The sequence below is a fragment of the Ruminococcus sp. RTP21358st1_G6_RTP21358_211008 genome, assembly GCF_040908885.1.
In the GTDB taxonomy this organism is placed as follows: domain Bacteria; phylum Bacillota; class Clostridia; order Lachnospirales; family Lachnospiraceae; genus Blautia_A; species Blautia_A faecis.
Window position 1 is genome coordinate 1 of sequence record NZ_JBDGDM010000028.1, and the last position, 25,715, is coordinate 25,715.

The following is a 25,715-nucleotide window of genomic DNA, read 5'->3' on the forward strand; positions in this document are numbered from 1 at the left end:
CTCAAGATGAGATGTCCCATTCGAAAGAAGTAAACCCCCTTGAAGACGACGAGGTAGATAGGGCAGGGGTGGAAGTGCAGTAATGCACGGAGCTGACTGTTACTAATAGGGTGAGGGCTTGACCAAGAAATGAGAAAGGCAGTTATAAAGTGGCTGCCAGACTCACGCAGAGGTAAAATGATTCCATTAGGATGTAACATGTATGTAGTTTTGAAGGTACAGTAAATGAGACGGTAACCATTTGGTTATCGTTTTTTTATTTGCTGAAACTATACTGCTGTGTTATCATGTTTATATAAAAAATATCTGTTTAGGAAGGAAGGGCATATGGGAAATCCTAATATTCCAGTAGGTATCTCTGATTTTAAAGAGATACGTGAGAATAATAACTATTATATTGATAAAAGCGGTTTCATATCTGAACTCCTAACCGATGGTGCAGCGAAAGTAACATTGATTACCAGACCGAGACGATTTGGGAAAACATTGGGCATGAGCATGCTCTACTATTTCTTTAATGTTCGAAATGAGAGTCAGAAATTATTCGAAGGGCTTGAAATTTCAAGAAATCACGAGCTTTGTGAAAAATGGTTGAATAAGTGGCCTACTATTTTTTTGACATTTAAAGATATAGATGGACTTGATTTTGCAAGTGCGTATGACCAGCTGGTATTTACCATCTCTGATTTGTATCAGAAATACAGTTTTTTGCTGGAAAGCGAAGAAATTGATGAAGAAGATCGTAAGCGCTTTAAACTTCTGAAATCTGGTGAGGGAAGCAAAATTTTGGTTATCAGATCTCTTAGTCTGCTTATGCGTCTGCTCGAGAATTATTACCATAAGCAGATGATTTTGCTTATAGATGAATATGACGTTCCTATAGCAAAAGCCAGCAGCAAAGGATATTACCAGCAAATGCTGGAAATTATCAGAGGTATGATGAGTACTGCATTAAAAGATAATACTTCATTGAAATTTGCTGTTATCACAGGCTGTTTGCAGATTGCAAAAGAGAGCATTTTTACAGGGACAAATAACTTTGTTACAGATACGATTGCAAATACCGGATTCAATGAATATTTCGGATTTACCCAGCAGGAGGTCAACAAAATCCTGGAAGATACAGGGACAGTGCAGTATGCAAAGCAGATGAAGGAATGGTACGATGGATATCATATGGGAGAAATTGATGTGTACTGCCCGTGGGATGTTATGAATTATTTGCGGGAACTTCAGAGAAATCCCAAAGCGCAGCCAGTCAGTTATTGGAAAAATACCAGTGACAACGCAATTATCCGCTCTTTCATCGATTTTGCAGGCAATAGCATTACGGACAAAATGGAAACATTGCTTTCTGGTGGATATATTCTTCAGGATATTGATGAGAACCTGACTTATGATTATTTGCATTCATCCGAAAGTAATCTTTGGAGTATTCTTTACATGACTGGTTATCTGACAGAAGCGCGGATTTCAGAAGGGAAAACTGCATTTTCACCGGATACCAAAGCATTAAAGATACCAAATGCGGAAATAAGAGAAATTTTTGAAACTACGGTAATGAAATGGTTTGCTGACAGTGTGAAAAAATGGAATCGAACAGCGATTTTTCAGGCTCTCTGGAATCAAAAACCAGAAATTATAACCAGAGAAATGAATCTATTGCTGTGGAATACCATCAGTTATCATGATTATAAAGAAGACTTCTATCATGCGTTTCTCACAGGCATTTTTATGGGAGCTGGTGAACAGATTGAATCGAACAAAGAGCATGGATTGGGAAGACCAGATCTTGTGATTATTGATAAAGCCAATGGAAAGGTAGCGATTTTCGAAGTAAAATATTCGCAAAGCATGAAACAGTTAAATAAAGATTGTGATAAAGCACTGGCGCAGATGAAAGAGAGAAAGTATGCAGAGGATTATAAGGACAGGTATAAAGATATCTTTTGTTATGGAATCTCATTTTATAAAAAGGAATGTCTGGTGAAAATGCTGGAGTCTTAGAACCTGTTTAAACACGCTCTGGAAAAGGTGAGGAAGCATTCCCTCACCTTTTTCCAAGTTCCCAGAAAGCCACAGCACTTGCGGCAGCTACATTCAGGGAATCCACTTCATGGGACATGGGGATTTTTACGGTGTAATCGCAGCCGGTGATGGTTGCATCCACCAGTCCGTCTCCTTCAGCTCCAAGGATAATCGCCAGTTTTTCTTCGGCTTGAAGGGCTGGGGCGTCAATGCTGATGGAATCGTTCCGAAGAGCCATTGCTACAGTTTTAAATCCGAGAGAGCGAAGCAGCTCCATTCCAGCTTCCGGCCAGGACACTTTTTTATGAAAATAAGTCCATGGAATCTGAAAAACAGTACCCATACTTACTCTGGCTGCCCTGCGGTAAAGAGGATCACAGCAGCCTGGTGTGAGAAGAATGGCATCCATATGAAGCGCGGCAGCTGAACGAAAAATGGCTCCGATATTGGTTGGGTTCACTACATTTTCCAGAATGGCGATACGGCGGGCATTTTTGCAGATATCTTCCACAGAGGGAAGGTCCCGGCGAGTCATGGCACAAAGCATTCCACGGGTAAGTGCAAAGCCTGTAAGCTTTACAAGTACCTCATAATCTGCTGTATAAACCGGAATTCCCGGGAACTTTTGTAACAATTCTTTTCCTTCTTTTTCCAGATCCTTGTGTTGAACTAAAAAAGAAACCGGCTGATATCCGGCATTGGCCGCGCGTTGGATTACCTTTGGGCTTTCTGCGATAAAAAGTCCTGGTTTGGGCTCATAGAATCGTAGAAGCTGCACCTCCGGGATTCTGGCGTAAACATCCAGCTCCGGGGCAGTGAAATCTGTTATTTCAATTCGGTTACTCATTTCGTTTTCTCCTGTTTTTCAAGTGCTTTTTAAATGATACTTGTTTGATAAAGCATTTTATTATCAGCATTATTATAAGGGAAAGACAGGTAAATTGCGATTCTTTTTTCAGCATATTTCTGCAATCGACACGCTCTAGCTCGGGAAAGGAAACGATATGAGAAAAATTAGAATTTTAGGGACTGCTGTTATTACCCGCCAATTGATGGGGAAAAGGATGTCACGTTTAAAATCATCCAGAATGATCAGGCAGTTGAAACTCTTGACAGCCTTATGACGACACAGCAGTTCCGGTAATTTATGAGGGAACATCAGAGAGTGAGAAAAAGTTCACATTGCGAACCGGCTTATCAGTTCGCGCAGCGGCTCATGCGCAGACGATAACTATTTCCGGAATACTGGATTATCTGCGAATAAAAAGGTAATTTCCTATTGAAATAATAGGAATTAGAAGGTATAATCTTCTGTAGAGTGATTTTGCATTTGCAGAATCACAGAGCAGGAGGAATGAAGATGAGAATATCCACTAAGGGTAGATATGCAATAAAGTTAATGCTTGATCTGGCTACCAATGACAATGGAGAGCCGATCAGGTTAAAGGATGTAGCGCGCAGACAGGAGATTTCTGAGAAATATCTGGAGCAGATCATTTCTGTATTAAATAAGGCTGGATATGTGAAGAGTGTCCGCGGACCACAGGGCGGTTACTCCCTGCAGCGAAGACCAGAAGAGTACACAGTAGGCATGATCCTCAGACTGACAGAAGGCTGTCTGTCACCGGTAGACTGTGTCGCACCAGACGGAGGCGGCTGCGAGAAAGGTGATGCATGCGTCACACGTATCCTCTGGAAGAAGATTGATGATGCTATCAATGAAGTGGTAGATAATATTACATTAGGAGACCTTCTTGACTGGCAGGCTGCAAGCGCAGATGATTATGTAATTTAATTGTAACTATTCAGAAGGCAGTATTCCGCCAGGTGTTTTTTGTGAACGTAGTTCACAGAAAATCCGAGAATTGCGGCGCGAAATCATGCAAAGCATGATTTCTGTGCATCGCGGAGCGTGTAACTGTGAAGGTACTGAACAGTTACATTTAATTATAAAATGCATATTGAAAAGAAAAAAACATATGCTATAATGCCAATGGGCAAAGAGATGTGAAAAATCCATGTAGTTCAACTACAAACGAAAACCCCAGTGTTGCAGCACTGGGGTTTTCTATTCCAAATTTTTGATGGAATGTCCGCCGCATAAACACACCTGCCCTGCGTGAAGCGCTGTATGTAAAGTACGGTCTGGATCAGCCAGTAGCTGTCCAGTTTGTGAACTACGCAAAAAATATGTTAAAAGGTGATCTTGGTGTCAGCTACAATATTTCCAAGAACACTCCTATTTCCCAGATGATTCAGACAAGACTTCCAATTTCTATTGGAATCGGAGGACTTGCCGTTATCATCGGAGCGATAGTAGGACTGCTACTGGGACTATTGGCAGCCCTGAAATATAACACCATATGGGATTCGCTGGCCACGGTCATATCGGTAATCGGTGTGTCGGTGCCGTCTTACGTATTTGCTCTTGCTCTTAGCTACAGCCTTGGTTTCCGCCTCCAGTGATTCCCGATGCTGTACAAAGCGAACAATGCAGGCATGTCCAGTGTACTTCCAAGCATTGCTCTTTCCATGTTTACCATTGGAGAGTTTGAGAAATTTAAGAGTATGCCGAGACTGGAATATTAATTGCAAAACAGCAGCAGAAGTAAACTAATCGCTTACTCCTGCTGCTATTTTTATAGCTGCATATGATAAAAATCATCTCGTTTCCGGCTTGGGCTGAGCAGGGACTTCTGCGTCAGTGCACTTGGAATTCTGCGCCTGGAAGGTGATAGTCACTTTGAATAAATCCCCATCCAGGTAAAGCTGGAATTTGCCGCCCTGGAGCTCAGTAAGACTTTTGGCAATGCTAAGTCCAAGCCCACTTCCCTCGGTGCCACGGGCTACATCACCGCGGACGAAACGCTCGGTAAGTTCCTCAGCAGCGAAATTTAACGGCTGGGCGGAAATATTTTTCAGGGTGAAAACCACCTGACCGTGGGCGTTCATTACTTCCGCGTAAACCCGGGTGTCTTCCATGGCATATTTTGTTACATTTCCGAAAATATTTTCCAATACACGCCACAGCCGCTGGCCATCTGCATAGATTACAGAAGGTTCATCTGGAAAATGTACCATCATGGTAAGATGGTGTTCTTCGAAACGCTCCTCGAACTCTCCGATTACCTGATGGAGCATTTCTACGAAATCAAGATTATTCATGTTCAGTGTCAGATTTCCGGTGCTGGCCTTGGAGGCTTCTACAACATCCTCTGTGAGTACCTTCAGCCGGGCTGCCTTGGCTTCCAGAATATCCAGATATTCCAGGACTTTCGGATCTGTAAAATTCTCACGTTTCAGAAGATCAACGTAGCTGATAATGGAAGTCAGCGGGGTCTTCAGATCGTGGGAAACGTTGGTGATCAGCTCGGTTTTCATCCGCTCATTTTTCACACTGTTTTCTACGGCTGCGTCAAGACCGCTTCCAATGTTATTAATATATTCTGCAATATGTTTATCATCGCCCCAAAGCCGTTTCAGAGGAATTTTATATTGCAGGTTTCCATTGGAAATTTCTCTCAGTCCTTTTATGATCTGTTCTCTGCTGCAGGCTTTTGTAATGACATATAGCAGTATCAAAAGATCAGCCAGACAGCTGAAGAAAAAGAACAGCTGCATGCTGCCAAGTAAGGGACCGCAGATTATATATTTGATGAAAAGAAAGCAAAGAAAAGCGAAGGTTGCTTTCAGTCTGGCAGCAGTGTTTCTGGAGTAGAGATCAGCAAGGGCGTGAAGCTTGTGACTGGCTGAATGAATCAGTCTGGAGGTCAGGACAAGAAGACGGCGCAGGATGCTGTTTTTCCAGAGCTGCTTTGCCTTGATCCGCCGTACCAGGCTAAGGTAGCCAATCTGGAACCAGAATAAAGTGTAAAGCCCCAGAATCATAAGCTTCAGCAACAGACTCACATCAAGGAGTGATGTGGCACGCAGTCTGTCAGTCTGATAGTCTGCAAAGGACAGGCATTGTAAAAGGAGTACCAGGACAGGAAACCATGCAAGCAGAATCAGTCCTGCAGAAAGCTCGGTTGGCCAGCGGTCAAAAAAGCAAAGGTGCAGCTTTTGGTCGCTGTTTTTTCTTCCGGCAATTGCTGTTAGCCATACAAACGCAGCCAGGAAAAGAAAGCCGCACAGCAGGAAGAAAAGAAATACCGGCTTCTGATAGCTGGAATAGTTTTCAAAAAATGTTTTGTCGGCAAAAAAGGTATCGGAAACAGGAAATGCCTGATCCACATAGGCGGCAAAGATGAAATTGCTGTTTACTGCTGGCAGCAGGGAGTTTGCCACCTCCTTCCAGGAGTCGCAGGTAACATTGTTTCCGGGGAAAGTATTGTATTTCTTGAGCCCTGCCAGGTTGCTGGTAAATCCATCTGGTTGATATTGGATAAGAACATAGGAAATACCATTTATAGATTTTAAAAGATCTGTCAGTTTTGTGCAATAATCGATGGTGCCCCCCATATTGTCAGCTGTAGGATTTTCTATGGCTGAATCAACGTGTGTTACACTGCGTTCCAAGGTATAGCCCAGCTGGGCTTCCAGCTTGCTGTCATTGGAAATAACCTGTCCGTCATCCTCGTTAATGTAAATGTAACTCATGTTGGAGTGACCCTGGGAATAATTTTTCAGAATCTGCTCCTGCTGGATATAAAAGTCAGTTCTGGAAAGAAGGCTGTAAAGAGATTCGAAAGCCTCATCTATGCGGTCGTTCCATTTGGCATTGGAATTTAGAACATCCAGAATGCTGTCTGCGCCTTGGGGCGGATAAGCCTCTGTTGGTTCATAATATCCATCATAGAGGGAGATGGAATCATAGAGCACTTTGCCGTCCCCGGATGTGATCTGAATGCCGGAAAGATCATCCATTACACCATATTGCATGTCGTTTTTGATGTCTTCGATAAGCTGTTTGAGATTTTCATCGTAGGATGCTATTTCAGTTGCAGAGTCACTGAATCCGTAATACTCCATATCCACAGAAAAATCCAGCTCTCCACTGTCAATTTTTTCCAGAAAATCCTGAACATAATAATAATGCCGGGAAAGTGACTCGCCGGCAGAAGAAGCCTGGTGGCAGATCACAATGGGATTTCCACTGGAGGTATCAAAATCCTGCGCCCATTTTTCCAGGTCTGAAACTGAATAGGCCAGACCGGAGGTGTTTTGAAAAGAGATTTCTTCATCGTTGGCAATTTCATTAAGATCAACTACTTGGGATGCAGATGTCTGATTTAAAGAAGTGTGAGCCGCAGATGAGGCATTTTTGTCAGATGACTGGGAAGCTTCATTTTGGGCAAGGCCTTTCCAGGATACATTAGTATAGGGAAATGTAACAGAAATTCCGTACATCACGTCATAGGCTGCGTCGTAGAGGGTATTGGCAAATGCCGTGGAATCCAGATAATCTTTCCCGGAATCAGAAAGCCTCAGACCATGTGCCAAAGAGGTAATTAAAAATAAACCTAAGAAGATTACAGCTCCCAGAAAAATATATTGCAATAGGAGCAAAAGCCCTTTGATACCAGGGCTGCGGTGCCATTTTTTCTTTTCCATATGATTAACCCCTTTCTTGATAATGTGCTGCTTATCGTATTGGTAACGCCATTTGGCATATTCAATAGCGAATCTTTCAAATACTTTTAATCAAAGCTTTTCAATTTTATACCCAAGTCCCCAGACAACTTTTAAATACCTGGGCTCCTTGGGATTGATCTCAATCTTTTCCCGGATATGCCGGATATGCACGGCAATTGTGTTATCTGCCGCAATTGCTTCTTCATTCCAGATATTTTCATAAATTTGATTGATGGAAAATACCCGGCCCTGATTCTTTATGAGAAGAAGCAGAATATTATATTCAATTGGCGTAAGCTTCAGGGCTTCGCCATCCACCTGAACTTCTTTCTGATCGTCATTCACCGTCAGCCCGCCGGTTGTATAAATATGCTGACTTTCACAGGAAACTGCTGCACCCAGCTGGGTATATCTTCGAAGCTGGGAACGAACCCTGGCAATCAGCTCTAAAGGACTAAAGGGCTTGGTTACGTAATCGTCAGCTCCAACATTCAATCCAAGAATTTTATCTGCATCCTCGGACTTTGCTGAAAGAATAATAATAGGGAGAGAATGCTCCTCCTTGATTTTCAAAGTTGCCCTGATGCCATCCAGCTTCGGCATCATAACGTCGATGATCAACAGATCTACCTCATTTTTCTGTAAAACCAAAAGTGCCTGTTGTCCATCGTAAGCCTTTAGAATCTGGTGACCTTCCTGTTCCAGATAAATGCTGATGGCTTCTACAATATCTTTATCATCATCACATACAAGAATTGTTGCCATTTTCTTTTTCACCTCCCCTGTAATATATAAGGTATCAGACAAAATTTAAGATGAAAGGGGTAAAATCTTAAGATATTCTTATGAAAATATTGTACGTAAGCTTATGGATACACTGCACCGTATAAAAACGTACTTGTCCGATAAATATGAGTGTAAAAGAAAGCCACGCTAAATGCAACAATATTGTCGGCTTTTGTCAGCTTTTAGCTGCTCCACTCTTTTTTGAAAGTGAGCAATAGGGTCATCATACTGTTTTTCCAATTCATTCAGCCAGCCAATAGATTCTATTGTTTTCTGGCGGGAGCATTTCTTAGCTTTATTGTAATATGTGTCATTTTGCCTAAAAAAAAACAGAAAAACTTTCGCGAGTTGACATGTTGCGTATTGAAAAGGAATAGCTTATAATATTTTTAATAGTTTTAATCGTTGGATTTACATTCAGAAATGGAAAAGGACGCGTATGAGACAGGAGAAGAGAACTGAGACAATTACATACATAGTAGATGAGTCATATCGAATTCAGTATATGAGTAAAGCACTGATGAAACAGTTTTCGGATTTTGAGCCCGGAGAGATCTGTTATGAGAAGTTTCAGGGAAGAGAGAAGCCCTGTCGTAATTGCCCGTTGGCACATCCGAACCGGAAAACAGATTTATTTTATAATGAAGATCAGGGGAAATGGCTGAAAATCAATGCTGGAGAGGTCGAGTGGCCGGGAGCAAGGAACTGTCATGTAATTTTGGCAAAGGATATTTACGAGGAGGATATGGATAATCTTTGCCGTTTTGTAAATATGAAGAAGGAGATTCTGGAACGGAGAAACCCGGGCAAGACTGAGAAGAATAAGCTTACAGGTTTATTTGCCCGAATTCCTTTTTTTACACAGACAGAAGCTTTCCTCAGAGTAAATGAAACTACGGCAGGGAAATACTGTCTGGTAGCCGTTGATATTGAACATTTTAAGCTTTTTAATGAATGGTATGGTCAGGTGGCAGGAGACAAGCTCCTGCGGGAAATCGGGGCGCATCTTAATAAAATGCGTCAGGAATTTGGCGGGATTGCCGGCTATATGGGCGGAGACGATTTTGTAATTGTTCTTCCAAATGATGAAAAAGTTCTCGAAAATCTGAAATGCCGTATTACCGGATTTGTGCGTGCATACGGTGGACATACCGGATTCCTTCCTGCTTTTGGTTTTTATGTAATTGATGATATCAGTCTCAGTGCTTCACAGATGTATGACCGGGCAATTCTTGCGCAGGAGACAGTAAAGGGAAATTATGCTGTACGTTGTGCTTATTACAGCTCAGATATGAAGACACGACTGGAGAATAATCATGTGCTCCTTGCTGAAGTGCAGGCCGGTCTGGAAAGAGATGAGTTTATCTACTATCTTCAGCCGAAATGTAATCTGAACACAGGTAAGATCGTCGGGCTGGAATCACTGGTGCGCTGGAAGCATCCTGAGAAGGGAATTGTGGCACCTGGATATTTTATTCCGGTTATGGAGAGTAACGGACTGATCACAGAACTGGACATGAAGGTGTGGGAGCAGGTTTGCCAGACGCTGCAGGACTGGATAAAAAGCGGACACAAGGTAATTCCTATTTCTGTCAATGTATCCAGTGTGGATATTTATGCAATTGATGTAGTAGAGCATTTTAAAAATCTGGTTCGCAAATACGAGCTTCCGCCAGAATATGTAGAGCTGGAGATTACAGAAAGTGCTTATGTAGAAGAATATAAGGTGATCACAGGTGTGGCAGAGGCACTGCGAAATGCAGGCTTTACCGTTCTGATGGATGATTTTGGAAGCGGATATTCTTCTTTGAATATGCTGAAGGATGTGAATGTAGACGTTCTGAAGATTGACATGAAGTTCCTGAAAATGGATGAGAATACCATGGACAAGGGAATGGGAATTCTTGAGGCTGTTACCAGAATGGCAAATATTATGGGACTTCGTATGATCGCAGAGGGCGTTGAGACGGAAGACCAGATCAATTATCTGCTGAATATGGGCTGTATTTATGGCCAGGGCTATTTCTTCTACAAGCCTCTTCCAGTCGAAGAAATAAAAATACTTCTCAATGACGAGAATAATGTGGATTACCGTGGGATTCAGGCGCGAAAAATTGAGCATATACGTTTCAAGGATCTGTTTCAGTCAGAGCTGGCAAGCGACAGTATACTGAATAATATTCTTGGACCAATTGCCATTTATGATGTATATTGTGACAATGTGGAGCTGCTGCAGGTAAATGATAAGTACTGTCTGCTGGTTGGACAGGATCCTGTGGATCTGGCAGAGAATGTTCAGGTCATGGAGGCAATACACCCGGATGACAGGAAAAAAATGCAGAATATTTTCCAGCGGTCTTTCCAGAGACTGGCTGAAGGTGCAGAGGGAACTGTGCGTCGCAGAAGAGAAGACGGTCAGTATATCTGGATAAATATCAAAGCATTTTTCCTGAGAGAACAGGATGGACATAAAATGTTTTATGGAGCTGTCCGGGACGTATCCGAAGAAATGAATCAGTTCCAGAAATTGATGTTTTATCAGAACAGGGGAAATTAATGTAAATGCAAGGGCGCGTTGTCCTTGCATTTTAAATTGGTTTGTGGCATAATCTGTGATAATAACTTAACAAGCCAGAAACATAGCCGATTAGGCTTTTTTACGGCTTCATTTCAAGATGACAGGTGAGAAAATGTCTGGTTTTACGAAAGAAATTATTATCAGGACTTTGTTTGAACTGCTTAATGAGAAACCTCTTGCGAAAATTACAGTGAAGGATATTGTGGAGCGCTGCGGTGTGAACCGGAATACTTTCTATTATCATTTCCGCGATATTTCTGATGTTGTGGAATCAGCTCTTCTTCGGGAAGTGGACAATGCCTTTGAACATCCGGTGGAAGTGGATTCTATGCTGGAATGCCTTGAGGTACTGGTGAATCTGATCGGAGAGAACAAGAAGGCCATGCTCCATATTTACTGTTCCGTGCAGAGAGAAACGTTTACCAGTGTACTGGATAAAATGTGCCAGTATGTTATAAAGCAGTATATCGTACATAATTTTGAAGAAGAAATTATGGAAAAAGAAGATATGAAGGTGCTCATGCATTTTTATAAATGCGTAATGATCGGAGTGATTCTGGACTGGATGGATCACAGGATGTCTTACGATCTGACAGAATATGCAGAGAAACTGCGTGAACTCTATGAAAATACTTTTGAGAAAACATTGGAAAAGGTGGCAGGAACCAAACCTGCTTATCTGAAAATCGTATAGGGAATTTGTAAATCTGCTTTTTTCCCCGGAGAATGGAAATGCGGTAAGCTTTTAGGCAAATATGGGATTGTGTCTGAATTTCAGACACAGTCCTTTTTTTGTCCGTTCCTTTTTGAAATTTATCTTACTATAATAAATCCATGAAAAGCAGAAAGGAGAATCAGAATGAATTCGTCAGGAACTTTGAAAATAGCACGAAATGGATATATAGTGATGGCAGTTGTTTTCTGTGCTTTGGGAATTTTTTTGATGGCTGTTCCGGAAAAAGCCGTGAAAATAATTTGTGTTCTTGCAGGAATTCTGTTCATTGCAGATGGAATCATAAAAATTATCGGCTATTTTTCCAGAGATTTTTACTGTCTGGCTTTTCAATTTGACCTTGGCTTTGGAATTCTCATGATTGCAGTTGGAATTCTGATTCTGGTGAGAAGGGAAGCCATACTAAGACTGATTTTCGTGATTTTCGGTCTTGTGATTCTGACCGATGCATTGCTTCGGATCCAGATGTCAGTGGAAGCGAAAAAATTCGGTTTGAAGCTCTGGTGGGCAGTTTTGCTTATTGCAGTAACAACCGGAATATTTGGAATGCTTCTTCTCGTTGATCCGATAGGAGGTGCAAATCTGACTGTGATTTTTACAGGCGTGGCATTTCTGCTGGAGGGAATACTGAAGCTTTGCGTGGTAGTATACACTGTGAAAATCCGTGAGAATGAAAATGTAGTCTGGGAAGATGAATTCAGAGAAATTTAAAGGAGGAGCATTATGAAACTGATTGATAAAGCAAAACAGGCAGCTGTAGAAAGCGCTGTAACAAAAGCATTAGAATATCTGGAAAAGGATCCGGAGACAAACATTCCGAAGCTGATGGAGCTAGTTGACAAATTCACTCCGCAGGACTGGTATAAGAGTCAGAGGGATGCCATTCGTAATGCAATCCAGGACACAGACAGCAACTGGTATAAGCTGATCATGAATCTGTATCAGCTGGATCCAGGTGTTCGAAAAGTATTTTTCCAGAACTTTATTGTAAATGCCAGCTTAAAGGGAAGTGCAAGACAGGAAGAGGTTGCTGCACAGAACAATTGCAATGTTCCGTGGGCAATCCTTCTGGATCCTACAAGTGCCTGTAATCTGCATTGCACAGGATGCTGGGCAGCAGAGTATGGTCACAAGCTGAACCTGGATTTGGAGACCATTGACTCCATTATCAGACAGGGTAAAGAGCTTGGTGTTTACATGTATATTTATACCGGTGGTGAACCTACTGTACGTAAGAAAGATCTTATTAAACTTTGTGAGATGCATCCGGATTGTGAGTTCCTTTCCTTCTCAAACGGAACACTTTTCGATGAGGAATTCTGTGATGAAATCTTAAGAGTAAAGAACTTCGTTCCGGCATTCAGTCTGGAAGGTTCCGAGGAAGCCAACGACGGACGCCGTGGAGAGGGAATCTATCAGAAGGTTATGCATGCAATGAAACTGTTGAAGGACAGAGGACTTCCATTTGGAGTTTCCACCTGCTATACAGGCATGAACGTAGACAGTGTAAGCAGTGAGGAATATTTTGACAAGCTGATTGACTGCGGTGCATTATTTGCATGGTTCTTCCATTATATGCCAGTTGGAAATGACGCTTCACCGGAGCTTCTTCTTACACCGGACCAGCGAGAAGAAATGTATCGTGCAATCCGTAAATTCAGAAGCACGAAAGCAATCTTTACACTGGATTTCCAGAATGATGCTGAATTTGTACATGGATGTATTGCAGGTGGAAGACATTATCTGCATATTAATGCAAATGGTGATGTGGAGCCTTGTGTATTCATCCATTATTCAAACTGCAATATCAAAGATACTTCTCTTCTGGACGCACTGAAGAGCCCGATTTTCCAGGCTTATCATGATAACCAGCCTTTCAACGAGAACATGCTTCGTCCATGTCCAATGCTGGAGAATCCAGAGATCCTGCGTAAATTAGTAGCAGAGACCGGTGCGAAATCCACAGATCTTCAGTCACCGGAGAGTGCAGAGCATCTTTGCGGCAAATGTGATAAATATGCAGCCTGTTGGAAAGAGAGAGCAGATCAGCTGTGGGATGAGAGACGGAAGGAAAAAGCAGAAAAAGCCAGCTGCTGATAGTTTGCTGCAGGAATATGCAGAAAGAATGATTTCATAATAAAGTCTGAGTATAGTATGTCACTTGCAACGGCATCTGTACTCAGACTTTTTGTGCATGAGGAGCAAAAAACAGAGGCCTAATAATTGTATGCACCCTCATAAGCATTGCAGCGCTCCTTGCGCTTCGACTGATTTTCGCAGCTGCTGCACCTGTCGCAGAATTCCTGCTCATAGCAGGTGGAACAGACGCATCCCTTGCAGGCGTTGCGGTCGTAGGCGGAGGTACAGGTGTAAGGAAGTTTATTATCGGTAGTCTTTTCTGACATTTGAATCACGCTCCTTTTTAATGTGATTATAGTGCGAAAAAATATGTGGTTCAATGGGAAAAATCCGAAAAAAGTGAGGCAGATTTTTGGGCACTTTTTCAGGGAAGAAGATTAACAAAATTGACGTGGGTACAGTTTTCTGCTATCATAAATTTGTTCTTTGATATTAGGCGAAATGAAAGTCAGTTACATTGCGTTTGTGGCGATTCCCAGGGGTTGTCCGCATTCGTGCTATAAATGATTCATGATTTTACTTATACAGATATGATTCATGGATGACATTTAGGACTTTTGTGCGAAATAATAGAAAATGAGGTAAAAATAAAATGTGGATAGCAAATGGCTGGAAAGAATACGAAGTAATTGATACTTCCTGCGGCGAGAAACTGGAGAGATGGGGGAAATATCTCCTTGTCCGTCCGGATCCGCAGGTAATCTGGGATACACCGAAGACAGAGCCAGGATGGCGCAAGATGAACGCACACTATCACCGCAGCTCCAAGGGAGGCGGTGAATGGGAGTTCTTTGATCTGCCCCAGCAGTGGGATCTTCATTACAAGAATCTTACGTTCCATCTGAAACCATTCAGCTTCAAGCACACCGGTCTTTTCCCGGAGCAGGCAGCAAACTGGGACTGGTTTGGAGACAAGATCCGCAAGGCTGGCAGACCGATCAAGGTTCTGAATCTGTTTGCTTATACAGGTGGTGCAACTCTTGCGGCGGCAGCCGCAGGTGCATCCGTTACACACGTAGATGCCTCTAAGGGAATGGTTACCTGGGCGAAAGAGAATGCGGCAGCAAGTGGTCTTGCTGATGCACCAATCCGCTGGCTGGTAGATGACTGCGTGAAGTTTGTAGAGCGTGAAATCCGCCGGGGGAATCACTATGACGCAATTATCATGGATCCTCCGTCCTATGGAAGAGGACCAAAAGGCGAGATCTGGAAAATTGAGGATGCCATTCATCCCCTGGTGAAGCTTTGCACAAAGATTCTCAGCGATGATCCCCTGTTTTTCCTGATCAATTCCTACACCACCGGACTTGCTCCGGCTGTACTTACTTATATGCTGGCAACAGAGATGAAGAAGTATAAGGGACATGTAGATTCCCAGGAAATTGGTCTTCCGGTGAAGTCAAATGGGCTGGTATTGCCATGCGGTGCTTCTGGAAGATGGGAAGCGGTTTAAGTTACTGTTCACTGGTAACATTCCGCGAAGTGTTTTTTGTGAACAAAGTTCACAGAAAACCCGAGAGTTGCGGCGCGAAATCATGCAAAGCATGATTTCTGTGCATCGCGAAGCGTGTTACTGTGAACGAAGTGAACAGTAACCGGTTTAAGAGGGATTTTATATAAAATAGAGCCAAACACTTGACAACCGACAATTTAGCATACTAAAATGGAAAAGATATACGAGGAGGATACACCAAACAGGCAATTGCCGAAGGAGGAATTTATGAAAAAATATACCGAAATGAATCATGAAGAGCTTCTGGCACTGAAAAAAGAGCTGGACAAAGAATTTGAAGAGATCAAGGCACAGGGACTTGCCCTTGACATGTCAAGAGGAAAGCCAAGCAATGCACAGCTGGAACTTTCTATGGAAATGATGGACGTTCTGAAGGGCAATTCAGATCTGAAATGCGAGACTGGAGTAGATTGCCGTAACTACGGTGTGATCGACGGTATTCCGGAAGCCAAGCGTCTTCTTGGAGAAATGTCTGAGGTAGATCCGGAACACATTATCATATATGGAAACTCAAGCCTGAACGTTATGTTCGACAGTATCGCACGTTCCATGACTCAGGGTGTAATGGGAAATACTCCATGGTGCAAACTTGACAAGGTGAAATTCCTCTGTCCGGTACCAGGTTATGACCGTCACTTCAAGATCACCGAATTTTTCGGAATCGAGATGATCAATGTTCCGATGACTCCACAGGGACCGGATATGGACATGGTAGAGAAACTGGTAAGTGAAGATGCAGCGATCAAAGGAATCTGGTGTGTTCCGAAATACTCCAACCCACAGGGTTACACTTACTCCAAAGAAACCGTAGAGCGTTTTGCAAGACTGAAACCGGCAGCACCTGACTTCCGTATTTACTGGGATAATGCATACAGCATCCATCATCTCTATGATGATAATCAGGATTTCCTGGTTGAGATTCTTGGTGAGTGTGCAAAAGCTGGCAACCCTGATCTTGTTTATAAATTTACATCCACTTCAAAGGTAAGCTTCCCAGGCTCCGGAATTGCTGCCGTTGCAGCTTCCAAGGCAAACCTGGATGATTTCCGCAAATATATGCAGGTTCAGACCATCGGTCATGATAAACTGAACCAGCTCCGTCACGTAAGATTCTTTAAGGATCTTGACGGACTTCACGCCCACATGAGAAAACACGCAGATATCCTCCGTCCGAAATTCGAGCTGGTTCTGGATACGCTTGACAAAGAACTTTCCGGGCTTGGAATCGGTGAGTGGACAAAGCCACACGGCGGATATTTCATCTCTTTTGATTCCCTGGATGGCTGTGCAAAGGCAATTGTAGCCAGAGCAAAAGAGGCTGGTGTTGTCCTTACTGGCGCAGGTGCTACTTATCCATACGGCAAGGATCCGAAAGATTCCAACATCCGTATTGCACCATCCTTCCCTACACTTGAGGATCTTGGCAAAGCAGCACAGGTATTCGTACTTTGTGTGAAACTTGTCAGTGTAGAAAAACTTCTCGGCTAAAAGCGTGTTGCTGTGAACGGTAACCTTTCCGTAAAAGGTGAGCCGCTATTTTCAAACAGGCTCTGAAATCGGAAATTTGCGCATAGAATGTAACCATGCCAGATCAGGAAAAGTACCTGATCTGGCATATAAAAAGAGGCAGAGTAATCTACTGTTATCTGTGAACAGTAATCATCTGCTTTTTATTGTCTTTACCCGTCTGCATTTGGAAGATAGAAATAAATGCCGACTATGGAGTTTATTTCCTACATAAGGTTAAACAGAAGATGTGGTCGTGTAAAGGCAATAAGAATTCATCATAAGCAGGGAGGAATTTATGGCAAAAAATAAGGAAAAAGCAGGCGCAGGAAGAACGATTGTTATTTTACTTGTGGTTTTGCTGCTGCTTCTTACAGCAGGAGCCTATGGATATGGCGTGTACTACTTTTCCAGTCATTTTCTTCCAGGATCTATGGTAAATGGCTTTAATTGTTCCTATATGGCTTCAGAAGATACCGAGGACCTTCTGAACCAGCGTGTAGGCGCTTATGTTCTTGCTGTGGAGACCATGAAAAACGGTCAGGAAGCAATTTCTGCCCAGGATGTGGGGCTTTCCTATGTGTCTACTGGAATTGTGAAGCAGTTGATCAAAGATCAGGACCGTTTTACCTGGTTTCTTGCTTTTAACCAGGATAAGAATTATGATATTTCAGAATCCCTCAGCTATAATGTGGAGCTCATGGGGCAGGCTGTTGATAATCTGAAATGCATGCAGCCAGAGAATGTAGTCCAGCCTGTGGATGCCCAGATCCAGGATACCGGAGATACTTTTGAAATCATTCCGGAAGTAATGGGAAATGCTCTGGATCGCACTAAGACGGAGGAAGTGATTTCCGCAGCCATGCTCCGGGGAAAAACTTCTGTAAATCTGGAGAACGAGAGCTGCTACCGGAAGCCTTCGGTATACAGCACAGATGAACAGCTGAAAGCCAATTGTGAAAAAATGAACCAGCTTGTCAAGGTGATCATAACTTATGACTTTGCTGATCGTACTGAGACTGTGGACCGTACCTTGATCAAGAACTGGTTCGGTTATGATGAGGATGGCAATGTGATACTGGATGAAAATCTGGTGCGGCAGTATGTGGCAGACCTTGGGCTGAAATATGATACTATGGGACAGACCAGGACATTTCTGACTTACGATAATCGCCAGGTGGAAATTAAAGGCGGCGATTACGGCTGGGTGATCGATCAGGACGAAGAAGTAAAAGCGCTGATCGCTGCTATCGAAAGCGGTGTTACCCAGGTTCGTGAGCCTGTTTATCTGTATTCAGGCTATAGTCGCGGAACCAATGATATTGGTTCCACCTACGTGGAGATAGATCTGACAAACCAGCGTCTTGTTTTTTACCAGAAGGGAACTCCGATCGTGGACACACCTATTGTAAGCGGAAATCCGGATATTGAAGGCTGTGGCACTCCTACAGGCTGTTATGCACTGGATGCCAAGGAATCTCCGGCTGTGCTTACAGGAGAGGATTATGAGGCAAATGTGACCTATTGGATGCCTTTTGCAGGAAATGTGGGAATTCACGACGCTTCCTGGCGGTCTGAGTTTGGAGGAAATCTTTATCTGTGGGAAGGCTCCCATGGATGTGTAAATGTTCCATATGACAAGGCGGCCGAGATTTATGCAAATATTGAGGTTGGCATGCCGGTGGTTGTGTATGAGTAACTATTCAGTAGAGAATATTCCGCGAGGTGTTTTGGGAAAACTAGAGTCTGTTTGAAAAATCATTTCCGCAATCTGCACGCCCCACGGAAATTCAGCGCGAAATCATGCGAATGCATGATTCCTGTGCATGGCAAAGCGTGTAACTGTGAAGGAACTGAACAGTTACGTTTACGAACAAAAAAGGAGATATAAGATTATGAAGATAGTAGTTTTGGCTGGAGGAACCAGTACGGAGAGAGAGATTTCCATTGTATCCGGTACCGGAATCTGCGGTGCACTGCGCCAGAAAGGTCATGAGGCAATACTTGTAGATATTTTCTGTGGAGTTGAGAATGTAGACTGGGAGAATCCTTTCCCGGCTGAATATGATGTGGAAAAAGCAGCAGAGTATATGAGCAGCTTCAATCCGCAGATCAAGGAGATGGAGAAAAAACGCAGAAGCTTTTTCGGACCAAATGTTCTGGAACTTTGTGAAAAATGTGACATTGTGTTCCTTGGACTTCACGGCGCAAATGGTGAGGATGGAAAGGTGCAGGCTACCTTTGACCTGCTGGGAATCCGTTACACAGGAACCGGTTATCTCAGCAGTGCCATGGCTATGGATAAGCGTATCACCAAGGAAGTTTTCCTGATGAACCATGTTCCTACCCCAGGCGGATTTACCATGACAAGAGACAATCTGGAGAAAGACATTGCTAAGCATGGACTGGAATTCCCGGTAGTTGTAAAAACAAGCTGCGGCGGTTCCAGCGTAGGTGTTTATATTGTAAATGATCAGAAAGAATACGAAGAGGCTCTTACAGATGCATGCCAGTATGGCGCGGATATTGTTGTGGAGGAGTATATCAAAGGCCGTGAATTTTCTGTTGCAGTTGTGGATGACAAGGCGTATCCGATCATCGAGATTGCTCCGATCCAGGGATTCTATGACTACAAGAACAAATATCAGGCTGGCTCTACTGTAGAGACCTGCCCGGCTGAGATTTCTCCGGAGCTCACAGCAAAAATGCAGGAGAATGCAGTGAAGGCAGCAAAAGCACTGGGACTTACTGGCTACAGCCGTCTGGATTTCATGATGAAAGAGAACGGAGATATGTACTGTCTGGAAGCAAATACCCTTCCGGGAATGACTCCTACCAGTCTGATTCCTCAGGAGGCGAAGGTACTGGGAATGGATTATCCGACGCTTTGCGAGGAACTGATCCGGATTTCTTTAAAGAAGTACGAATAATATACCGAATGTTTATATTAAATATAAAAAGGATTAAATAAAATGAAAAATCTTACCCTGGAAAACCTGACCAAGGTCTGCGGCGGTGTTTATTCCGGACCGTCTGACAAGCTGGAGCAGGAGGTTTCCTCTATTACAACAGACAGCCGGAAAGCAGAAGCCGGAACCTTATTTGTTCCCATCGTAGGCGAACGTGTAGATGCCCATAAATTTATTCCCCAGGTGATGGAGGCAGGTGCGCTTGCTACCTTATCTGAGAGAATCCTGGAGAATGCTGATTTCCCATATATCAAGGTAGAATCTTCCCTTCAGGCTGTAAAGGACATTGCAGAATTTTACCTGCAGCAGCTTCAGATTCCGGTTGTTGGAATTACCGGAAGTGTGGGAAAAACAAGTACAAAAGAGGTAATTGCCTCTGTCCTGAAAGAGAAATACCGTACCCTGAAAACACAGGGAAACTTTAACAATGAGTTAGGTCTTCCACTCACCGTATTCCGCCTTCGTGACGAGGATGAGATCGCAGTTCTGGAAATGGGAATCAGCGATTTTGGTGAGATGACCCGACTTGCAAAGATTGCAAGACCCGATACCTGTGTGATCACGAATATTGGCACCTGCCATCTGGAGAACCTGGGTGACAGAGACGGTGTGTTGAAAGCGAAAACCGAAATTTTTAAATATCTGAAAAAAGATGGACATATTGTATTAAACGGTGACGATGATAAGCTTTGCACTGTGAAAGAATATGAAGGAATTAAGCCTGTATTCTTCGGTATGGAGTCAGATAAGGATATTTATGCGGATGAGATCGTGAGCAGAGGGTTGAAAGGCATGACCTGCCGCATTCACGTAGGTGAGGAGTCTTTTACAACGGACATCCCAATGCCTGGCCGTCATATGGTATACAATGCCCTGGCAGCAACTGCAGTTGGTCGTATTTACGGACTGACGCTGGAGCAGATCCGTCATGGAATTGAGACCCTGGAAGCCATCAGCGGCAGATTCCACATGATCGAGACAGACCGTTTCCTTATCGTAGACGATTGTTATAATGCCAACCCAATGTCCATGAAAGCATCACTGGATGTGCTGAAAGATGGTGCTGGCAGAAGAGTGGCAATCTTAGGCGACATGGGAGAGCTTGGAGAGAATGAAGTTCAGCTTCACGCAGAGGTAGGCGAGCATGCAGCCCAGTGTGGAATTGACGTTTGCATCTGCACCGGCCCTCTTTCCGCAAACATTGCGAAGATGGCGAGAAAGAACCCGGAGCTTATCGTTATAGAAGAACCGGACCGTGACAGCCTTTTGTCCCATCTGTCTGATTATGTGCAGACCGGTGATACCATTTTGGTAAAGGCGTCTCACTTTATGCAATTTGAGAAAGTGGTAGCTGCATTGCAGGAAATGTAGGGAAGATAATGTATTGCCCTTTAAGCAGACTCTGTAGATATAATCAGAATCTGTTTAAGGGGCATTTACATTTATTTCCGCGATATATTTGACTTATAGCGCGAAAAATCAATGCTATTCCGCAATATATCATACTTATTCCGCAATAAATCAAAAACTAATTGATATATTGCGGAAAGTCTTTATATAAGTGATCATAAAATAGGAAAATATGCAGAGAAACCACAGGATAAGCGGGATTCACCGAGAATTTGACGAACGATTTATGTTTCATACAGAACAGGACAGCGGTATAATGTTCGTAAAAGGTTACTGTTTATTGGCAATGTTCCGCCAGGTATTTTTTGAAATCAGGTTCATACAAAAAAAGAGAACTGCGGTGCAAAGATATTGAACAGTTTCCCAATTTGAAAGAAAGCATGGGAGGACATTATGCTGGAGAAAATTATGGATCTGCAGATATTGCTCTACAGTATGGCGGCCCTTGGGACCCTTGGAGCAATTGGAATGCTGACGACAAACCTCACCTACAGAAGAATGCTGAAAAGTACCGGAAGCAAAAACACAGGCACGAAAAACACCCAAGGAGCAGGCAGCAGTCAGCGGATCAGCCTGAAGGAAAAATGGCTGAGACTTTGGAAAACACGGGACAGGCTTCTTCACAGAATGAATCGGCTGGTGTGGTATCCGGCACTTTTGTCCACTGTGATTCTTGGCTGTGCCATCTATTTTTCCAAGACGTTAAGGATAGAAGAGGGACTTCCTCTGACTTATCTGTATGTGGGCGCTACTGTACCGGTGGTGTTATTGCTCTTACGTCAGGCGTTGGATTTTTCTTACAAAGAAGAGCTGGTGATGGATACGTTGGCAGATTATGTGGAGCAGATGAGAAGCTGGACAGAAGAGATTCCAGCCGCGAAAAAAGCTGACCCTGTTTTACAGGAAGAAATCGTGGATAAGATTACCAGTAGCATCAAGCAGACAGCTGCTTCCGGAAGTCATTTCAGTAAGATGCTGACTCCTGAGGAAGAGAAGATTATGAGGGAAATTATCCGGGAGTTTATGGCTTGACAATTACAGAATGGTAGATGAGGGCGCAAGCACTATCAGCCTTGCGCTCTTGTATTTTGGGGATTATTGTTTTCCCCATTTACAGCAACACGCTGCGCAAACTTAATTCTCGGGGGTTCTGTGAACTTTGTTCACAAAAAACACCTCGCAGAACATCACCAGTGAATAATAACAGGATAGTAACACTTATTGTACATTTTATAGTTTGGGATTGCATTTTCCCGGAGAAAACGGTATTTTATAAAACAGATGAGGAAACGCACGACTATATAAATGAGCACAGAAGAAAGCGAGGAGCACATTATGAAAATTGTAATTCTGGAAGCAGACAGCCTGGGACAGGATATGGTATTTACTCCATTTGAGGCACTGGGCGAAGTAGTAATATATCGAAGTACAACAGCAGATGAAATGGAAGAAAAGACAAAAGACGCAGATGTGATCGTGGCCAACAAGGTTCCAATCTGCGAGTCTACCATTGGAAAAGCACAGAACCTAAAGCTGGTCTGCCTGACCGCAACAGGCTTTAACAACCTGGATGGAGACTATCTGAAAAAGAGGGGAATTGCAGCTTACAATGTTGCCGGATACTCTACAAACGGAGTGGCACAGCATACCTTCGCTCTTCTTTTCTATATTCTGGAAAAACTGAATTATTACGACAATTACGTAAAATCCGGAGAATATGCAAGAGGAACCTGTTTCTCCCATTTCGGACAGAATTTCTTCGAGCTGGATGGAAAAACCTGGGGAATTATCGGTCTTGGCGCAATTGGAAACAGGGTGGCGCAGATTGCCAAGGCATTTGGCTGCCATATTATCTGCTATTCCGCTTCCGGGAAGAAATACAATACAGAATATGAACAGGTAAGCCTGGATGAGCTTCTTTCCCGCTCTGATATTCTTTCCGTCCATGCACCGCTGAACGGGTACACGGAGAATCTGATGACACTGGAAAAATTCCGCAAGATGAAGAAATCCGCTATTTTCCTGAATCTTGCGCGAGGCGCCATTGTAAATGAGCCAGATTTGTATACAGCTCTTACCGAAGGCTCCATTGCAGGTGCAGGCCTTGATGTTCTTTGCAAAGAGCCAATGAATCCGGAGAATCCGCTTCTTAAGATCCAGAACAGCAATAAACTGATCATTACTCCGCATATTGCATGGGCTGCGAAAGAGACCAGATTCCGCGTAGTGGATGAAGTGGTGAAAAACATTCAGCGGTTCCAACGTGACGACAGGACAAACAGGGTATATTAAAGTTTCGGGCCAGGGATAGATTAGAGTGTGTTGTGGACATGCTCTAATCTATTATTGAAGATAAGAAACAGTTTCGTTATAATTAAAGAAAAAGTGTTTGAGAATGTCTGATACAGAAGGGAGACTACATGGCAAAGAAATACTATGCAGTAAGAACAGGCAGAAAAACAGGTGTATTTATGACCTGGGCAGAGTGTCAGAAACAGGTCACGGGATTTTCGGGAGCAGAATTTAAGAGCTTTCCCACTATGGAAGAGGCACAGGCATTTGCCGGTGTGAATGCAGAGGGCATCCCGGATACACTTCCCAGGGCAAAAAAACCTGCGTCAGCCCAGGTGATTGCCTACGTAGATGGCAGTTACCGCTCTGACACCGGCGAATTTTCCTACGGAATGGTCATCCTGAAGGATGGAGAAGAGCACACATTCTGCGAAAAAATGACAGACAAAGAGCTGGCACTGATGCATAATGTAGCAGGAGAAATCAAAGGCTCCGAAGCGGCAATGCAGTATGCTGTGGATCATAATATTCCGGAAATCACCATTTACCATGATTATGAAGGCATTGCCAAATGGTGCACCGGTGCCTGGAAAGCTACCAAACCCGGAACAATTGCGTATCAGGCCTTTTACCGGGAAGCCGTGAAGAAAGTAAAAGTCCATTTTGTAAAAGTAAAAGGACACTCCAACGACAAATACAACGATATGGCTGACCAGCTTGCCAAAAAAGATCTCGGAATCCTGTAGCGGATCCGGGAGCTTTTGTAATCTGTGCGCCGCATATATTTTGTCTGAACTTAGTTACTGCAGCCAGTACAGCGAATATTAACCATTTATGAAATCTTATATTTCAAAACCGGGTAAAGTCCATAAGAACCATAGGTTGCACCGTAATACTTGCTGTAACTCTTTGCTTCTGCGAAAAGCGGGTCATAAACATACCCGTTGATCTCGCACCATGCGTGGGCATTGTTGTTGCTCTGCACAGCGTCGGCACATACATAAACATTCTTGTATCCGATTGCCTTGGCGAGGTAAGCAAATGCGCCAGCGTCAGAAACGCAGTCTCCGTTGTGATGCAGAAAATGGTCATTTGCAAAAGTAGCCGGCCAGTCCTTGCCGCCCTGGTCAAAATCACGCCAGATATTATAATAGCCCTTGATCACCCAGTTGAAACATGTCTGAAGCTTCTGGGATTTGGACATGCTGGAATTGGTGATCTCTGCTGCAATCTGCTTGGAGCGGAGGTTGGCAATCTGAACCTGAGTCATTCTCTTTCCGCTGGCAGTATAGTAGGTAGAACCCTTTTTTCTGCCGATTACATGACTTTTATTGTCGATGTAGTAAGTAAATCCCCTGTAACCTTTATTAACAGTAGTATTTTTTAATAGGGTTCCCTTGGCACTGAAATAGAAATAATTCTTGCCAATCTTCTGGAAACCGGTGAGGCGTTTTCCTTTTCGATAGTATCTTCTGATTCCGGATTTGGTCTTCACCCAGCCTTTTTTCTGTGGCTTTTTGGGTGTCGGAGTAGGGGTGGCAATAACAGTTTCCGTTACCTGAGAAGGTGCAGCTTCAGCTGCGTTTGCAGTTACCGGAGTAAGGGCAAGTACTGCGCTGGTGAGAACCAGCATAAACATTTTTGTCTTTTTCATCATTCTTCTCCATCTTCCTCTATTACCTGTATTTCCAGGTAATCAAAGTCAATCTGTTCAATAAAATTATCCTGATAAAAACGTGTTTTACTGTGCTTCTTAAAATCCCGCACCGTAGTATCCAGCCAGATTGGATTACCAAGATCCAGCTCATAACAGATCTGCTCCAGACAGTGAAAAACCTTGTGCGTTCTGGTCTCCTGGCGGTCATCACAGATCACGGTATCCTTCAGCATATGGTTATCTTTCCAGATTCGTCCCCAAAGGCGAAACATCTTAGAACACCTCCCATTATTTCAGTGTTGGTAGATTCTACCTTATCACTGATTTGAAAAAGTTGCAACAGAAATGTGGAGCAAAATTACAGACCATTTTTTGCAAAAAAAGCTTTTTAGCACGCTAAAGTGTTTTTGCTTGACCCTTTCGGAGAAATCTACTATAATTAACGATAATGTTGCTGCTGTTCACAAAAAATACCTCTCAGAATGTTGCTGGTGAACAGCTGCATAATATTTGTTACTTATAAATCTCTC

General features: G+C 43.2%; 21 protein-coding genes, 1 rRNA gene and 1 pseudogene. 16 read left to right on the top strand and 7 right to left on the bottom strand.

Features of this window, described 5'->3' with window-relative positions:
- Together AB5Z12_RS12045 and AB5Z12_RS12050 are read left to right on the top strand one after the other, a co-directional pair.
- Positions 1-126 (top strand): 23S ribosomal RNA (locus AB5Z12_RS12045); the annotation flags it as partial.
- Positions 127-327: 201 nt separating this feature from the next.
- Positions 328-2,007 carry an AAA family ATPase gene (locus tag AB5Z12_RS12050; RefSeq protein ID WP_215659910.1) on the top strand — a complete coding sequence of 560 codons (1,680 nt, stop codon included), beginning with the start codon at positions 328-330 and terminating at the stop codon, positions 2,005-2,007.
- 43 nt (positions 2,008-2,050) lie between these two features.
- Here AB5Z12_RS12050 and AB5Z12_RS12055 read toward each other — a convergent pair whose 3' ends face one another.
- On the bottom strand, positions 2,051-2,875 hold the full coding sequence (locus tag AB5Z12_RS12055; RefSeq protein ID WP_256144354.1) for an RNA methyltransferase: 825 nt from the start codon (positions 2,873-2,875) through the stop codon (positions 2,051-2,053).
- A 513-nt stretch (positions 2,876-3,388) separates the two neighbouring features.
- On the opposite strand from AB5Z12_RS12055, the gene AB5Z12_RS12060 reads away from it, so the two are divergent.
- Together AB5Z12_RS12060 and AB5Z12_RS12065 are read left to right on the top strand one after the other, a co-directional pair.
- Complete coding sequence (locus AB5Z12_RS12060) at positions 3,389-3,823, top strand: Rrf2 family transcriptional regulator (protein ID WP_148460989.1); 435 nt, start codon at positions 3,389-3,391, stop codon at positions 3,821-3,823.
- A 395-nt stretch (positions 3,824-4,218) separates the two neighbouring features.
- Positions 4,219-4,494: a hypothetical protein gene (locus AB5Z12_RS12065; protein WP_368368666.1), complete on the top strand. Its 276-nt coding sequence runs from the start codon at positions 4,219-4,221 to the stop codon at positions 4,492-4,494.
- Between the two features lie 195 nt (positions 4,495-4,689).
- Here AB5Z12_RS12065 and AB5Z12_RS12070 read toward each other — a convergent pair whose 3' ends face one another.
- Positions 4,690-7,581: a sensor histidine kinase gene (locus tag AB5Z12_RS12070; RefSeq protein WP_368368667.1), complete on the bottom strand. Its 2,892-nt coding sequence runs from the start codon at positions 7,579-7,581 to the stop codon at positions 4,690-4,692.
- A gap of 90 nt (positions 7,582-7,671) precedes the next feature.
- A complete protein-coding gene (locus tag AB5Z12_RS12075; RefSeq protein ID WP_368368668.1) occupies positions 7,672-8,367 on the bottom strand; it encodes a response regulator transcription factor in 696 nt (231 codons plus the stop codon).
- Between the two features lie 460 nt (positions 8,368-8,827).
- Between AB5Z12_RS12075 and AB5Z12_RS12080 the strand changes: the two genes are divergently transcribed.
- From AB5Z12_RS12080 to AB5Z12_RS12095, 4 genes are all read left to right on the top strand, one after another.
- On the top strand, positions 8,828-10,945 hold the full coding sequence (locus AB5Z12_RS12080; protein WP_368357254.1) for an EAL domain-containing protein: 2,118 nt from the start codon (positions 8,828-8,830) through the stop codon (positions 10,943-10,945).
- 133 nt (positions 10,946-11,078) lie between these two features.
- Positions 11,079-11,660 carry a TetR/AcrR family transcriptional regulator gene (locus tag AB5Z12_RS12085; protein WP_173717830.1) on the top strand — a complete coding sequence of 194 codons (582 nt, stop codon included), beginning with the start codon at positions 11,079-11,081 and terminating at the stop codon, positions 11,658-11,660.
- Between the two features lie 165 nt (positions 11,661-11,825).
- Entirely contained in the window at positions 11,826-12,410 is a 585-nt protein-coding gene (locus AB5Z12_RS12090; RefSeq protein ID WP_368357253.1) for an HdeD family acid-resistance protein, read from the top strand.
- A gap of 12 nt (positions 12,411-12,422) precedes the next feature.
- Positions 12,423-13,796, top strand: a complete 1,374-nt coding sequence (locus AB5Z12_RS12095) for a radical SAM protein (RefSeq protein ID WP_368357252.1) — start codon at positions 12,423-12,425, stop codon at positions 13,794-13,796.
- A 119-nt stretch (positions 13,797-13,915) separates the two neighbouring features.
- On the opposite strand, the gene AB5Z12_RS12100 is transcribed toward AB5Z12_RS12095, so the two are convergent.
- Complete coding sequence (locus AB5Z12_RS12100; protein WP_118582078.1) at positions 13,916-14,104, bottom strand: hypothetical protein; 189 nt, start codon at positions 14,102-14,104, stop codon at positions 13,916-13,918.
- A 326-nt stretch (positions 14,105-14,430) separates the two neighbouring features.
- Between AB5Z12_RS12100 and AB5Z12_RS12105 the strand changes: the two genes are divergently transcribed.
- From AB5Z12_RS12105 to AB5Z12_RS12115, 3 genes are all read left to right on the top strand, one after another.
- Positions 14,431-15,291, top strand: a complete 861-nt coding sequence (locus AB5Z12_RS12105; RefSeq protein WP_173773551.1) for a class I SAM-dependent methyltransferase — start codon at positions 14,431-14,433, stop codon at positions 15,289-15,291.
- Positions 15,292-15,558: 267 nt separating this feature from the next.
- Complete coding sequence (locus AB5Z12_RS12110; protein ID WP_195590901.1) at positions 15,559-16,839, top strand: aminotransferase; 1,281 nt, start codon at positions 15,559-15,561, stop codon at positions 16,837-16,839.
- Between the two features lie 316 nt (positions 16,840-17,155).
- A complete protein-coding gene (locus AB5Z12_RS12115; protein WP_173716846.1) occupies positions 17,156-18,556 on the top strand; it encodes a L,D-transpeptidase family protein in 1,401 nt (466 codons plus the stop codon).
- On the opposite strand, the pseudogene AB5Z12_RS12120 reads toward AB5Z12_RS12115, so the two are convergent.
- Positions 18,557-18,640, bottom strand: a pseudogene (locus tag AB5Z12_RS12120) (DUF6783 domain-containing protein); the annotation flags it as partial.
- Between the two features lie 112 nt (positions 18,641-18,752).
- On the opposite strand from AB5Z12_RS12120, the gene AB5Z12_RS12125 reads away from it, so the two are divergent.
- The 5 genes from AB5Z12_RS12125 (at position 18,753) to AB5Z12_RS12145 (ending at position 24,274) form a co-directional block, all read left to right on the top strand.
- Positions 18,753-19,787, top strand: coding sequence for a D-alanine--D-alanine ligase (locus tag AB5Z12_RS12125; protein WP_173716847.1), 1,035 nt, complete (start codon positions 18,753-18,755; stop codon positions 19,785-19,787).
- 42 nt (positions 19,788-19,829) lie between these two features.
- Positions 19,830-21,197 (top strand): UDP-N-acetylmuramoyl-tripeptide--D-alanyl-D-alanine ligase, encoded by a 1,368-nt coding sequence (gene murF / locus AB5Z12_RS12130; protein ID WP_187565141.1) that lies wholly within the window; start codon positions 19,830-19,832, stop codon positions 21,195-21,197.
- A 432-nt stretch (positions 21,198-21,629) separates the two neighbouring features.
- Positions 21,630-22,268, top strand: coding sequence for a hypothetical protein (locus tag AB5Z12_RS12135; protein WP_173716849.1), 639 nt, complete (start codon positions 21,630-21,632; stop codon positions 22,266-22,268).
- Between the two features lie 300 nt (positions 22,269-22,568).
- Positions 22,569-23,528, top strand: a complete 960-nt coding sequence (locus AB5Z12_RS12140) for a D-2-hydroxyacid dehydrogenase (protein WP_368357258.1) — start codon at positions 22,569-22,571, stop codon at positions 23,526-23,528.
- A gap of 128 nt (positions 23,529-23,656) precedes the next feature.
- Positions 23,657-24,274, top strand: coding sequence for a viroplasmin family protein (locus AB5Z12_RS12145; protein ID WP_368357251.1), 618 nt, complete (start codon positions 23,657-23,659; stop codon positions 24,272-24,274).
- An 86-nt stretch (positions 24,275-24,360) separates the two neighbouring features.
- Here the strand turns inward: AB5Z12_RS12145 and AB5Z12_RS12150 are convergent, their stop codons facing one another.
- Positions 24,361-25,185, bottom strand: coding sequence for a transglutaminase-like domain-containing protein (locus AB5Z12_RS12150; RefSeq protein WP_118582104.1), 825 nt, complete (start codon positions 25,183-25,185; stop codon positions 24,361-24,363).
- Positions 25,182-25,457, bottom strand: a complete 276-nt coding sequence (locus tag AB5Z12_RS12155; protein ID WP_173717839.1) for a hypothetical protein — start codon at positions 25,455-25,457, stop codon at positions 25,182-25,184. The genes AB5Z12_RS12150 and AB5Z12_RS12155 overlap by 4 nt, the downstream gene beginning before the upstream one ends.
- Positions 25,458-25,715: the final 258 nt, after the last annotated feature.